Origin of the sequence: Streptacidiphilus neutrinimicus, assembly GCF_000787815.1 — a bacterium.
Taxonomy (GTDB): Bacteria; Actinomycetota; Actinomycetes; order Streptomycetales; family Streptomycetaceae; genus Streptacidiphilus; species Streptacidiphilus neutrinimicus.
In genome coordinates this window covers 35829-49256 of the sequence record NZ_BBPO01000046.1, presented here as the reverse complement: position 1 = coordinate 49256, position 13428 = coordinate 35829, and the positions used below count along the sequence as shown (strand labels likewise).

Annotated in this window: 11 protein-coding genes; 4 read left to right on the top strand and 7 right to left on the bottom strand. The window is 71.1% G+C overall.

Annotation, left to right across the window (positions count from 1 at the left end):
* Nucleotides 1-6 precede the first annotated feature (6 nt).
* From TR48_RS25915 to TR48_RS25905, 3 genes are all read right to left on the bottom strand, one after another.
* Nucleotides 7-441: an STAS domain-containing protein gene (locus TR48_RS25915; protein WP_042371532.1), complete on the bottom strand. Its 435-nt coding sequence runs from the start codon at nt 439-441 to the stop codon at nt 7-9.
* Complete coding sequence (locus TR48_RS25910; RefSeq protein WP_042371530.1) at nt 438-1334, bottom strand: STAS domain-containing protein; 897 nt, start codon at nt 1332-1334, stop codon at nt 438-440. The genes TR48_RS25915 and TR48_RS25910 overlap by 4 nt, the downstream gene beginning before the upstream one ends.
* A gap of 159 nt (nt 1335-1493) precedes the next feature.
* Nucleotides 1494-2654, bottom strand: a complete 1161-nt coding sequence (locus TR48_RS25905; protein ID WP_042371528.1) for a PP2C family protein-serine/threonine phosphatase — start codon at nt 2652-2654, stop codon at nt 1494-1496.
* A gap of 99 nt (nt 2655-2753) precedes the next feature.
* On the opposite strand from TR48_RS25905, the gene TR48_RS25900 reads away from it, so the two are divergent.
* Nucleotides 2754-3233 carry a MarR family winged helix-turn-helix transcriptional regulator gene (locus TR48_RS25900; protein WP_236652331.1) on the top strand — a complete coding sequence of 160 codons (480 nt, stop codon included), beginning with the start codon at nt 2754-2756 and terminating at the stop codon, nt 3231-3233.
* A 136-nt stretch (nt 3234-3369) separates the two neighbouring features.
* Here TR48_RS25900 and TR48_RS25895 read toward each other — a convergent pair whose 3' ends face one another.
* Together TR48_RS25895 and TR48_RS25890 are read right to left on the bottom strand one after the other, a co-directional pair.
* Nucleotides 3370-3693, bottom strand: a complete 324-nt coding sequence (locus tag TR48_RS25895) for an STAS domain-containing protein (RefSeq protein WP_042371527.1) — start codon at nt 3691-3693, stop codon at nt 3370-3372.
* The gene (locus TR48_RS25890; RefSeq protein ID WP_042371525.1) at nt 3690-7919 is read right to left on the bottom strand and encodes a SpoIIE family protein phosphatase; all 4230 of its coding nucleotides are present in this window, start codon (nt 7917-7919) and stop codon (nt 3690-3692) included. Before TR48_RS25890 ends, TR48_RS25895 begins: the two co-directional genes overlap by 4 nt.
* A 320-nt stretch (nt 7920-8239) precedes the next feature.
* Here TR48_RS25890 and TR48_RS25885 point away from each other — a divergent pair, with 320 nt between their 5' ends.
* From TR48_RS25885 to TR48_RS25870, 3 genes are all read left to right on the top strand, one after another.
* Nucleotides 8240-8608, top strand: coding sequence for an STAS domain-containing protein (locus TR48_RS25885; protein WP_042371523.1), 369 nt, complete (start codon nt 8240-8242; stop codon nt 8606-8608).
* Between the two features lie 82 nt (nt 8609-8690).
* A complete protein-coding gene (locus TR48_RS25880) occupies nt 8691-9851 on the top strand; it encodes a glycosyl hydrolase family 18 protein (RefSeq protein ID WP_052443024.1) in 1161 nt (386 codons plus the stop codon).
* Nucleotides 9852-10185: 334 nt separating this feature from the next.
* Nucleotides 10186-10533 carry an MmcQ/YjbR family DNA-binding protein gene (locus TR48_RS25870; protein WP_042371520.1) on the top strand — a complete coding sequence of 116 codons (348 nt, stop codon included), beginning with the start codon at nt 10186-10188 and terminating at the stop codon, nt 10531-10533.
* 349 nt (nt 10534-10882) lie between these two features.
* On the opposite strand, the gene TR48_RS25865 is transcribed toward TR48_RS25870, so the two are convergent.
* Together TR48_RS25865 and TR48_RS25860 are read right to left on the bottom strand one after the other, a co-directional pair.
* Nucleotides 10883-12040, bottom strand: coding sequence for an FG-GAP-like repeat-containing protein (locus TR48_RS25865; RefSeq protein WP_052443022.1), 1158 nt, complete (start codon nt 12038-12040; stop codon nt 10883-10885).
* Nucleotides 12041-12215: 175 nt separating this feature from the next.
* A complete protein-coding gene (locus TR48_RS25860; protein WP_236652330.1) occupies nt 12216-13334 on the bottom strand; it encodes an NHL repeat-containing protein in 1119 nt (372 codons plus the stop codon).
* Nucleotides 13335-13428: the final 94 nt, after the last annotated feature.

Here is a 13428-nt window from a genome sequence, read left to right as displayed (position 1 = left end):
TGCGTGTCAGGACCGGTCGTAGTCATACGCGCCTCGCTCACCGTGTTCGCGCGCGGCCGGTGCGGGGTGTTCGCGGAGCATGCGCAGTGCGCTCTGGACGTCCAGTGCCGTGCGCAGCCCGGTGAGGGTCAGTCCCAGTTCCACCAGGGTGATCGCGACGGTGGGGCGCATGCCGGCCACGACCGTCCGCGCGGCGAGCAGCTCGGCCCCGGCGGCGATCTCCGCGAGCACCCGGCCGAGGAAGGAGTCGACCACCTCGACGGAGGAGATGTCGATGACCACCCCCGTCGCCGGGCTGTCCGCGATGTGCTGGAGGACGTCGTACTGGAGCCGCTCCGCGTTCTCGTCCCGCAGGTCGCCCTGGATGGCCACCAGCAGCACGTCGTCCAGCCGCAGGACCGGGACGTGCGCCTGGGGCAGCCACCCGGGCTGCTCCGTCATCGGGCGACCACCCCTTGATGCGAAGTCGGCCCGAATCCCACCCCCAGCCCGCGCAGCGCGAAGGCGAGGGCGTCGGCGAGCGTCGCGCGGGTGACCACCCCGCCCAGATCGAGGCCGAGTTGCACGATGGTCTGGGCGATCGCGGGACGGACCCCGGAGACCACGCACTCCGCACCCATCAGGCGCGCGGCGGCGACGGTCTTCATCAGGTGCTGCGCCACCAGCGAGTCCACGGTGGGCACCCCGGTGATGTCCAGGATCGCGTACTGGGCCTGCTGCGCGACGATCGCCTCCAGCAGGCTCTCCATCACCACCTGGCTCCGGGCGCTGTCCAGGGTGCCGATCAGCGGCACGGCGACGACCCCGTCCCACAGCTTGATCACCGGCGTCGCGACCTCCAGCAGCTGCTGTCGCTGACGGTTGATCAACTCGGCGCCGTCGCTGAGCGCGGTCTCCATCACGACCAGCCGCAGCGTGCCCATCAGCATCGTCAGCGCCAGCAGCGCGCCGTGGACCACGGCCGCCGGTTCCTGCTCGAACTCCGCCGTCAGGTGCTCGACGGCGGACGAGCGGAGCGCGGCGACCTCCCCGGCGATCTGCGCCGGGCTCAGGCCCGTACGGGCCCGGGAGGCGGACATCCGCGCCAACTGCTCGCGCACCACGAAGAACCCGGGAGCGTCCACGTCCTCCACGCGCCCGGCCTCCGCCACCTCCGCCAGCGCGTCGAGCACGGCCTTGCAGGCCTCCACCGCCTCGTCCCTCGAGACGGTGAAGACCGTACGGAACAGCGGGGTGTCGGCCCAGCGCTGGGCGATCTGTTCACGGCGGTGACGTAGTGCCTGCCCCACCTGGCCCGCCGACGACCACTCGTCGCCGATCTGCTGCTCGGACACGCGCACTGACCTTTCGCCTACGGATGACCGGACACTCGATGCCGTTTCGATGCCATCGAGCATCTGTTGTCGTTCGGCAATTTTACTCGGAGCGGGACAGGCCCGACAGCCCGGAGCGGGTGTGGTACGTCTCAGGATTCACGAACGTTATGACGTCCGTCACCGGCCGTACCAGTCCAGACAGACCACCAGGGCGTCGTCGTCCGGCATCGGCCGGCCCCGGTACACGGTCAGCTCCCGCAGCACCGCCCGCGGCACCTCCGCGGCCGGCAGCAGGCGCGTGGCCAGCATCGCCTGCGCCAGGGCCTTCTCCCCGTACCGCTCCCCCAGGGGAGACGCGACCTCGTACACCCCGTCGCTGACGAAGAGCAGCCGATCCCCCCGCTCGACGTGGAACTCCTGCGGGATGTAGTCGGTCTCCTCGAACATGCCCAGCGGCAGCTGCGCGTCCAGGTCGACCATCTCCACCGCGCCCTTCGCCCGCATGCGGAGCATCCGCGGCGATCCCGCATCCACCACCTTCACCCGCCCGCTGGCCAGGTCGAAGTCGAGCAGCAGCACCGAGAGGTACAGGCTGCCCCGGTGCTGAGCGAAGATCGCCTGGTCTGCCAGCGCGGCCTGGTCCTCGATGGAGATCCCGGCGCGGCGGGCGTTGCGCAGCGCGTTGATGCCCAGGTTGGTCAGCAGCGAGGCCTCGATTCCCTCGCCCATGCCGTTGGTGACGTACAGCATCAGCCGGTCGGCGGTGGCCGACCAGTCGAAGTTGTCCCCGTAGATCGCGTACGCGGGCTCCAGCCCCGCGCCGATCTCGTACTCCCGCCGCGCGCACGAGCGGCCGGGCAGCAGCTGCCACTGCATCTCCGCCGCCAAGGTCAGCCGGCTCTTGCGCCTGGCCTGCAGGTAGAGGTCCGTGTCGCGTTCCGCGACGAGCACCTCGTGGCCCAGCACCTCGGCGATCTCCTGAAGCTCCTCGACCGTCTCCGGCACGAGGCCCTCTCCCGCGAAGGACAGGGTCAACACGCCGAGGCGGTCGCCGCGCACCGTCACCGGCAGGTGCACCCTCGGTCCTTCCGCCTTCTCCTCGACGAACGGCTCCTGGGAGCCGAAGGCCCGGCCGGGCGCGGTGTTGTGCACGGAGATCGGCTCGTCGGTGTGCGGGAGCACGGACACCGGCTGCAGGACGCTCATCCCGTAGTCGGCCATGTACAGAGCGACGGAGGAGGCGGCGTACCTTCCGGCCAGCTCTTCGCGGAGCACATCCAGCAACTGGTGGGGGGCAGCCCGGCGCAGCGCGCGCTCTACCGCGTGGAACCTGTTCACGATGATGCCGTCCGCCTGTTCTCCTCGAGGCCGCGAGAGGACCCGTCCGCAGTGCGGGTGCAGGCTGACATCCCCGGCCAAGCCTGCCAAAGTGTCACTGTGGATCCCTCCGAGCTCGAGCAGCAGCCGCGCACCGATGCAGCGCGCATCGCTTCGGATGCCGTCGAACTGCTCGAAGTTCTGTGGGGGCGGGCTCTGGCCGGGCCGGTGTCCTCGTCGCAGTTGCGTGCCATGTTCATTCTCGAACACAACGACGGAATCAACCTGCGGACGCTGGCAGGGACGATGGATTCCACCCCTCCGTCCGTCAGCCGCCTGTGCGACCGACTCGAGGCGATGGGCATGATCGAACGCACCCCGAGCCCCGCCAGCCGACGGGAGGTGCGGCTGCACCTCAGCAAGTCCGGCCACGCCGTGCTCGGCGAGCTGCGGACCCGTCGCGTGCAGGAGCTGCAGAGCGTCCTGGCCCGCATGCCCTCCGGCAAACGCCAGGCACTCGTACGCGGCCTGGAGGCCTTTCGCGACGCCGCGTACGACGAGCTGCACGGCGAGACGAACGGCGACGCGCGTACCGCGTGAGAACTTCCGGGCGAGCAGGCTCGCGCTGTGCGTGACATCGCGCACCCACCTCCCAGCAGCCGCTCCAGCACCCGGGACAAGATTGTTGCCTCACGGCTACTATTGTCAAACGGCAACTGTCCGTTCCCCGGTTCGTTCAAGAGTCGCCCGCGTCCTCGGCGTCCAGCCCGTGCACGCTGGTCAGGTCGGTGAGTCCGCAGATGGTCAGCACCGGAGCGAGCAACGGGGTGGCGAGGACCTCGATGTCGGAGGCGTGGGTGAGCAGGACGGTCAGTCCCGCGCTGTCGAGGTAGCCGACGCCCCTGAGGTCGACGAGCACCGGGCGACTGTCCTGTCCGATGACCGCGCCGAGCGCGGCCGCCAGCTCGGCGCTGTTGCTCATGTCGATCTCACCCGTAGCGGCCAGGACGGGGCTGCCGTCGCCACGGGTGTCGGCGGTGAGGGTCAGGGGCGTGGTCATCGGGCGATCCTGGCGTGCATCTCGACGGTGGTGCCAGTAGGTCCTGGCGCGATGGTGACGTCCTGCATCATCGCGCGCATCAGGGTCAGTCCGCGCCCGCGATCGGCGTTCGCGTGGGACCCGGGCGGCTTCCAGCGACCGGTGTCGGCGACAGTCACCCGCACGCGGTCGCTCACGGCTTCGGCGTGCAGGCGGACGGTCTGCCCGGGGAGGTCGCGGTGGCCGTGTTCGATGGCGTTCGCGCACGCCTCGCCCGCGGCCACGAGCACGCTCTGCACCAGGCGGGGCGGCAGGTCGCACCGGCTCAGCCAGTCGCGCAAGGCCCCACGGACCCGGGCAAGCTGCCCGGCCTCGGCCGGGAAGGCCAGGTCCAGCGAGGTGGGATGGCGGTAGAGCAGCAGCGCCACGTCGTCGTCGTACCCCTCGGCCGGGGCGAGCCGGGCCATCACCTGGTCGGCCACGCCCTCCAGGTCGGCGTCCCAGCCGTCCCGGACGGCCTCACCCGCCTGGACGATGCCGTCGGTCAGGCGGCGACGACGGCGTTCGACGAGCCCGTCGGTGTACAGCAGCAGGGTCGCCCGGCCCGGTACCGTGTGCTCGGCCGAGGGCCGGACGGCGCCGACGCGGACCGCGAGCGGTGTGGCGCGGCCCTCCTCCAGCAGGCGGACGGTCCCGTCGGGGTGGACCAGGATGCCGGGCGGATGACCCGCGCTGGAGTAGACCAACTGTCCGGTGCCGGGGTCCAGGACCCCGCAGAAGACCGTGGTGCACAGCGCACCGGGCACGCCCGCGGCGAAGTGGTCCAGCGCCGCGAGCGCCTGCTCGGGGCGAGGGTCCTGGAGCAGCAGAGCGCGGCACGCGCTGCGGAGCTGTCCCATGACGGTGGCGGCGCTCAGGCCGCGCCCGACGCAGTCCCCCACGACGATGCCGATCCGCCCGTCGGGCAAGGGGATCGTGTCGTACCAGTCGCCGCCGACCTCCAGCGGCCGGGCGGCGGGCTCGTAACGCACCGCGAATCCGCCCGGCAGCCGGGAAGGGCCGAGGATCGCGCGCTGCAGGGCGAGGGCCGTCTCCCGCTGCTCGTCGATCTGGTGCGCACGGGCCAGCCCCTGGACGAGATGGCCGGCCAGGAGGGAGAGCAGGAGGTGGTCCTGGTCGGTGAAGGGCCGACGGCCGGCCAGATCGAGCCAGAGCACCATCGGGCCGTGAGGGTGCTCCAGGCGCACGCCGGCACCGCCGCTCCCGTCGGAGGGAGTGAGCGGTGGTCCGTCCCTCAACGCCGTGACGGCCGACCGTTGCTCGTCGCTCAGACGCTCCCAGGCCGCGTCCGGGTCGGTGGCGATCACGGTCGGACCGGCAGCGCCGAAGACGGCGGCGACCACCCGGTCCGCGTGCCATACGGCACGCAGTTCCTCCAGGGCTCCGTCGAGGGCCTCGCCCAGGCTGTCGGCCCGCGACAGGCGCAGACTCATGGCGGCCACCGCGGTCTCGCGCTGCGCGGTGTAGTGCTCGGCCGTCACGTCGCGCAGGGTGCCGACCGTGACGCTGCGTCCGCTGTCGGGGTCGCCGACCTGGCTGAAGGTCGCCGTCAGCCACAGCCTGCGCCCGTCGCGGTGGGTTGCCGGAGCCGTGCAGGCGCCCCGCTCCTGGGAGCGGGCGAAGGCGGCGGCCTGCGCCGTCGCGCGGTGCGCCTCCGGGTCGGTCTCCACGTCGGGCCACCACGGACGGTCGCGGTAGGGCAGACCCTCCGGACCGTAGCCGAGCAGGTCCGTGAACGCGTTGTTGATCTCGACGACTGCGCCGTCCTCGTCACAGACGAAGAACGCCTCCTGCAGCGAGTCCACCAGGGCCGTTCGCCACCGGGCGTGGGCGGTGCGCAGCCTGGCCAACCGCACGTTCGCGCGGACCCTCGCCAGGAGCTCGGCGGCGGAGAACGGTTTGACCAGGTAGTCGTCCGCGCCCGCCTCCAGGCCCTCGATCGAGGCCTCCGGTCCGGCGCGCGCCGACAGCAGGACGACGGGGATGCCCTCCGTACGCGGGTCCGCCCGCAGCGCTTCCACGAGACGGAGGCCGTCGAGTCGGGGCATCATCACGTCGCTGACCACCAGGTCGGGACGCTCGGCCCGGGCCGCGTCCAACGCGGTCTGTCCGTCGGGGACCTGACGCACGGCGTAGCCCGCGGCCCGGAGCAGGCGGGTGAGGTAGCCGCGCATGTCCGCGTTGTCGTCCGCGACCAGCAGGTTCCCCGCGGGCGCCGGCTGGTCGCTTCGGTCCGATCGAGGCGGCGGAGCGACGACGACCGGGGCCGACACGGGTGGGACCGGCGCGGGTAGGGCCGGCGCGGGTGGGGCCGGCGCGGGTAGGGCCGGCGCGGGTGGGGCCACGACGCCTTCCGCGTCCTCGCGCACGGGGTCCGCCAGCCAGCGCAAGGCCTCCTCCGCGTAGGGCTCCGCGGCGAGGGGCGGGGTGGCCTCGCGACTGTGGTGCACGACTGCGTCGGCGGGGAGGTGCGCGGAGCCGAAGGGCAGCCGGACGGTGAACGCGGTGCCCTCGCCTTCCCGGCTCTCCGCGGCGATGGTGCCGCCATGCAGCCCGACGAGCTCCTTGACCAGGGCCAGCCCGATGCCGCTGCCCTCGTGGGAACGTGAACGGGCGGATTCGATGCGGTGGAACCGCTCGAACAACCGCGGCATCTCGTGCTCCGGCACGCCGATGCCGGTGTCGGAGACCGTGACCTCGGCCTGCCCTCCGCGAGACCCCGCGGCGACTCGGATGGTGCCGTCGAAGGTGAACTTCAGCGCGTTGCTCAGCAGGTTCAGCACCACCCGTTCCCACATCGCCCGGTCCACGTACACGGGTTGCGGGAGGGGCGGGCAGTCGACCTCGAACGCGAGCCCCGCCTTCTCCGTCGCGGACCGGAAGACGCTCGCGAGCTCAGCGGTGGTCGCCGCCAAGTCCACCGGCTCGTAGTGGGCCTGCATGCGTCCGGCCTCGATGCGGGAGAAGTCCAGCAGGGAGTTGACCAGCTTCCCCAGTCTCGCCCCGTTGCGGCGAACCACCTCCAGCTCCTGCCGGACCCGTGGATCGCTCTCAGCGGACAGCAACTCCTGCACAGGGCCCATGATCAGGGTGAGAGGCGTGCGGAACTCGTGGCTGACGTTGGTGTAGAACGCGGTCTTGGCCCGATCCAGCTCGGCCAGCTCCTCCGTCCGCCGCTGCTGCGCGTGGTAACCGCGGGCCGCGCCGATCCCGCCGGCGATGTGTCCGGCCACCAGTTCCACGAACCCCCGGTACCCGTCGTCCAGGGGCCGGTAGCGGTTCAACGCAGCCACCAGGAACCCGTAGGGCGCACCGCCCTGCCGCAACAGCGGCACCACCAGTGCCTGTGTGGGCGGCGCCGCCCACACTCCTGACGGCAGCCGCGTGAACGGCGGTCCGTCCAACGCCACCAGCGCCTCCTCGCCCCTGGCCGACGTCGCGGCCGGCCACAACGCACCCGCGTCGGCGAGCGCCAGCGTCGCAGGGGCCACCGGGTGCCCGGCCGGGACGCCAGTCGCCGCCGCCAGGCGGGCGTGTCCGTGGCCACCGTGGTCGCCGTGACCGTCGCCGTGGTCGTCGTCGCCCTCGAACAGGTAGGTGAGGGTGAAGGGCAGATCCTCCGGGTTGCGCTGGAGCTGCCGCCCGGCGAAGGCCAACTGCTCCGGCTCGGTCCGAAGCACGCCCGGCTCCGAGCCCAGGTCCCGCAGGATCGCCATGCGGCGTTCCCCGATGACTCGTTCGGTCTCCTCGCTGACCACGCAGAGCATGCCCACCACGGCGCCGGCGTCGTCGCGCAGCGGACTGTAGGAGAACGTGTGATAGGTCTCCTCCGGGTAGCCCGACCGCTCCAGGAACAGGAGAAGCGCTTCGTCCCAGGTCGCCTCCCCCGTGCTCAGGACGTTCTCCACCCGGGAGCTGACGTCCTTCCAGACCTCCGCCCAGACCTCGCTCGCGGGCCGCCCCAGCGCCCACGGGTACTTCTGACCCAGCGTGTGGCGGCGGTAGGCGGCGTTGCAGAAGAACGTCAGCTCGGGCCCCCAGGCCATCCACATGGAGAACCGGGACGACAGCAGGATGCTGACCGCGGTCCGCAGACTCTGCGGCCAGTGCTGCGGCGGGCCGAGCGGCGTGCCCTCCCAGTCCACCCCGGCCAGGTCCCGGCCGATCTCCGCGTCGGCCGAGAACACGTCCGCCGTGTCCGCAAACGGGGCACGGCCGCTGTGCGGTCCCGTCGGTCCGCTCCCGGCTGCACCACTCATGCGTCGTCAGTCCCTCCCTGGCGGGCGCGGAACCAGGCCGCCCGCACACACCGGCTCGTCGAAGAATACGGTGTCGGACTGGGCACAGCAGCGCCGGATACAGTGGGCGGACCGAAGTCACACCGGTGCCGGACGCCCTCCTGGGGCACACGCAGACTGTGCGACCGAGACTCGTCAAAGCCCGGGGAGGCGCAGCACCTGCTTCGTTGGCCCGCCCCAGCCAACCGTCCGACATCCCCAGGAGCACCGTGACCGACCACGTCCTCGCTGTGACCACGCAGGCCCACCCGACCGGCGCCGCCGTGGTCACGGTGGAAGGTGAACTCGAGTACAGCACCGCCGCGAATCTGCGCCAAGCCATCGAAGCAGCACCGTTCACGACCGCCGGCGTGGTTCTCGACCTCACCGCCCTCACCTACTGCGACTCCACCGGCCTCACCGCCCTGCTCGCCGCCCAACGGCGCGCCCAGGCCGCGGCCGCGCCCCTCGCCCTGGCCGGCATGAGCGAGGACCTTCAGCACGTCTTCTCCATCGTCGGCCTCGACCAGATCTTCACGCTGCACGCCGACGTGGATCAGGCGATCGCGGCGTTCCGGGACGCCCGCGCCCGGGAGTAGTGCTGCTCTGTGCCCCGCCCGGCAGCAGGCGGGGCCGCGACTCGTTCAGGGGCGGTGGAATGCGGCGTGGCAAGATCGCCACATGTTCGACCTGCGCCGGAAGGCTCCCCTGTCCTCGATCCGACCGCGCGGCGCCCGCCTCCCGCAGGGCGCCGCGTCGGCCACCGTGTGCGCGCTGGTCCTGGGGCTGACCGCCTGCGGCAGCGTCGACCGGCCGCACGGCCCGGCTGCCGACGCGAGTCCGGGTCAGGCGGCGGCGACGAGCGTGGCCCTGCAGGCCTGGGTGTACCCGGGCTCAACGGGGGAACCCACCTGCCAGGCACCCGCCGAATACCGCGACGGACGACTGGAGAACGGCGTCCTCAAGCCGGAGTACTGGCAGGTCGGCAAGGACGGCGACCTCGCCCTGCAGAGCGCCGCGGACCTGCCCTGCAACGGGTTCAGCGCCGCCAACGCGGCCGACGTCAAAGCACACTCGGCAGCCCAGTACGTCACCGTCTCGGCCATGGACCGAGCCACCGTCGCCGCGCTGGTCGACGACGCGGGGCGCCGCTCGAACGCCGTCGCGAAGCTCGTCGGGTTCACCCGACGCATCGGCTTCACCGGCGTGGACATCGACTTCGAGGACTTCTGGAACTGGTCCCAGGACGATGAGCACGGCTACGAGGCGTTCGTCTCCGAGCTCGCGGGCTCTCTGCATGCCGCAGGCCTGCGCCTGCAGCTCGACGGGCCGATGGAGCTCGCCGACGGGGACTCGCCGTTCGACTACGCCGCTCTGGTCCGGGCGGGAGCCGACCAGCTGGTCGTCATGGACTACGGCCGCATGTTCAACACCCCGAGGGGCAGCACGTGCTGGGCAATCTCGCCGAACGACTGGGTCCGCGGCGGCGTCACCTACATCCGGTCCAAGGTGAAGGACCCCGACAAGCTGGTGATCGGCCTGGCCTCCTACGGCTTCAGTGCACCGGACCCCTGCGACCCCGGAAATATCAAGGACAGCGTCCCGCTGGCGGACACCCGGGACCAACCCGGCTACAGCGACGCCCCGGCCACCGTGGCCGCACGCCGGGACGCAGGCTCGGGCGAGATCCGCTGGACCGACAAGGGCACCCTCTACGACTACACCGACCAGGCGGGCCTGGACGCCAAACTCGTCGTCCTGAAGGCCCTCGGGGTCACCAACGTGTCTGTCTGGGTGCTCGGCGGGAACCCATGGTTCTCCCACGCGGCGCTGGCCGGGTGACCACCGCCCGCCTCCCGATGCCTCTGACGTAGGTGCTGCTCGCCCGGAAGCTGTGCGGCACCACCCAGGTCAGCGCCGGCGGCGCCGTCAGCCACTGGAACACCGTCGGCAACAGCAACCCCGTCGCTGCGAGCGCCGTCGGCGACCCGACCGACCTGTTCACCGCCCACGAAGCCGCGGGACGCGGCGTCTGCATGCGGCCCCGACGTCCTTCTCGGCCAGCTGACCGTTCCCCTGGCTCAGGCATCTTCTGACCCGGCCACCGATCCGAGACTTCGGCCCGAGCGGGTGGCTGATGCCGGCCCGGCCGCCCCGCGCGTCTAGGGTGGCGACCATGGTCGACGCCGATGATGTCCGCCGTATCGCCTTGTCCCTCCCGGAGACCGTGGAAAAGGAGGCGTGGAACATGCCCACGTTCCGGGTCGCCGGAAAGATGTTCGTCACGGTCCCCGACGACCAGACGTCCTTCGCCGTTCGGTGTCCGAAACACGATCGGGCGGAGCTGATCGCCGCGGAGCCGCGGAAGTTCTGGGTACCGCCGCACGAGGCGTCTTCCGCATGGGTGCGTGTGCGGCTCGGCGCCCTGGAAGGCAGCGCCGAGCTGTACGACATTCTGGTGGACTCCTGGAAGCAGGCCGCACCCGAACGGCTCCTGGAGAGCTTCCGCCCGGAAAGCCGGTGACTGGAGGTCAAACCTCCGGGGGTGTGGAGCTGGAGGTCACGCCTCCGGATGTGTGGAGGAGGAGATTGCCGCTCACGCTTGACGCGGCTATCGCGCGGACGCCGAGCGCGGCCAGGCCGAGGGCGATCGGCCGCGCCCCATCTGCAGCGATAGCGGACCCCAGGTGGCGGCCTTCAGCGCGGCACGAGTGAGTTGCCGGTGGCGGCGGTGCAGGTCAGCCCGATACTGCTGTCGCCGTTGGTCGGCGAGGTGCCGCCGAGCTGGGACGTTTCGCTACGCGCCGAGGCCCTGCGCATCCTTGATCGGGATGCGCAGGGCCGGACGGCGACCAGAAGACGGGGCTGGGTGGTTAGAAGCCGGCCCAGAGGCCGTTGCCGGGGAGCATCTGGGTGCCGCCGCTGGCGTGGCCGGTGCCGTCGCCGGGGTAGAACTTCAGGTTGTTGTTGGCGTCGATGCCCGCGATACCGAGGTGCCCGGTACCGGTGAAGTCACCGGCCATGACGGCGTGGAAGCCCGCCCACAGCCCGGTGCTGCCGAGCATGTCGGTACCACCGCCGACGTGCCCTGCGCCGTCCCCGGGGTAGAACTTCAGGTTGTTGTTGGCGTCGATCCCGGCGATACCGAGGTGCCCAGTACCGGTGAAGTCACCAGCGGTGATGGCCTTGAAGCCCGCCCACAGGCCGCTGGTGCCCGGCATCATGTTGGTGCCGCCGGTCAGATGGCCCGCGCCGTCACCGGTGTACAGCATCAGGTTGTTGTTGGCGTCGATACCCGCGACATCGGTCTTGCCGTCACTGTTGAAGTCACCAGAGGCGACCGCCTTGAAGTTCGCCCACAACCCGGTGGTGCCGAGCATCGCGGTCCCCGGGCCGCTGACCGAACCGGCCCCGTTGCCCGGATAGAACTGCATGTTGCTGTTCGCGTCGATACCGACCAGGTCCAGCTTCCCGTCACCATTGAAGTCACCCGCCGCCACCCGCGCCGGACGCGACGAAGCCGGCGTCTCGTACGGGGTAGGCGGGCCGCCGACCACCCAGCCGTTGGTGAAGGCCTGGTCGAGCGGGGTGTAGAAGGCCTGGGCCAGCTGGCTGTAGCCGGCGTCGTTGGGGTGCAGGCCGTCGGCGAACTGCGCTGAGGTCAGAGCGGGCGCGTCGACGAAGGTGAAGTGCTTGCCCGCCTGTACCTCACTGGGCGCCCAGGCGCGCAGTTGGTTGTTGTAGTCCGTGATGAGGGCCTGCAGAGCCGGGTTGGCCGGGATGCCCGCGGTGGTCGGGATCAGTCCCTGCATCATGACCGTGACGTTGGGCTGGTCGGTGAAGATCCGGTCAATGAGGGTCTCGGCCCGGGTGGCCGCAGCTGCGTGGTCGTTGTCGTTGTTGTTGAGATCGTTGATGCCGATGTGCAGCAGCACGGCGTCGGGGTGGTTGGCCGCCAGGTAGCCGTCGATGTTGTCGAGGATGCCCTGGATCTCGTAGCCGCTGTGGCCCTCGTTCGCATTGTCGGTCATGGTGCCGCTGAACTGGGTTCCGACGAAGTTCAGGGTGTACCGGGTCTGCTGGTTGGCCAGCTGCAGCTCGTCGACCTGGCTGACTGGCCGCTGCCCCGGTCCGTGAAGGTGGGCCGCCCGGCCCGGACGCCGCCGGTCCGGGCCGAGGCGGGATGCTGGGGAGCGTCGTGCAGGTTCAGGGGCGTTCGAGCACGTTGAGCGTGTTGGTGGCGTCGTCGACGAAGTAGACCTTGTGGTGTTCCCGGTCGACGGCGAGGCCGAACAGGGCCCCGGCGCCGGCGGGGCTGCCGCTGCTGTCGAGCGTGCGGACGGCGAGCTGCCGACCGTTGGCGGCGGTATCGACGAGGTTGCCGTCGCCGCTGTTGACGGTGAGGATCTCGTCGCCGGGTGCGATCGCGAGTCCGAGCGGGCCGTTCAGCGCCCCGCCGGAGGTGACGACCCGTCCGGTTCCCGCACTGTCGTGGCGGGTGGAGGCGTCGCGGATGGCGGTGACGCGGTTGCCGAGGGTGTCGGCGACGTAGAGCGTGTCGTCGCGGCCGAGGCCGACACCGGTCGGTCCGATCACGAGCGCGTTCGGGTCGGTGCGCTGGGCGAAGCCGGAGCCGATCCGCGTGGTGGACATGAGCGTCGGCGGACGGTTCTCGCCCCGGGTGCAGAGCGTCACCCGCAGCACGGTGCCCCTGCGGACGATCTTCCCGTTGGCCCGGACGGTGCCGTTGAGGACGTTGGTGACGAACAGGTCGGTCGTGTCGCCGTGCGTGGCGGCCGTCATGTCCCAGGGGCCGTTGATGCCGTGACCGGCGATGGTCTCCCGGACCTTGCCGTGGTTGTCGAGGACGAGCAGGCAGCCGGCCTGGGCGGTGGCGGCGGTGCCGTCGGTGGTGGGCAGGCTGCCGACGACGACCCAGCCACCGGGTAGGACCGAGAGCGCCGTAGTCAGCCCGATGCCGCCGGGGCAGGACCCCGGAACCTGGGCGGGGTCGATCTGGGCGAACTGGGTGACCTTGCCGCGCGGGCTCACCTCGACCAGCGTCGTTCCGGTGCCCTGCTGGTTGGCGCTGTTGTTGAAGTTGCTGACCAGGATGTCGCCGCGGTGCAGCTTCCCGTCGGAGTGCTGGACGAGCACGGTGCCGTAGGGGTTCACGTCGCCGTTGGCCGGGACGGTCGAGGCGATGGTGCGGACGGTGTTGAGCGGGCCCACGAACGGCCCGTGGGCCGTGGCGGGTGCGGCAAACGCGGCCGTGGCCGCCAGTCCGGTGAAGGTGGTCAGGCAGGCGAGTAGTCCAGTTTTCACGAGCGTCCTTCCGTGATGTCCTCCGGCCCGAAAATCGGGCAAACCGACCGCCACGCTAGGCAGCGAAGCCGCCGTGATCGCGCGGACACGCGCT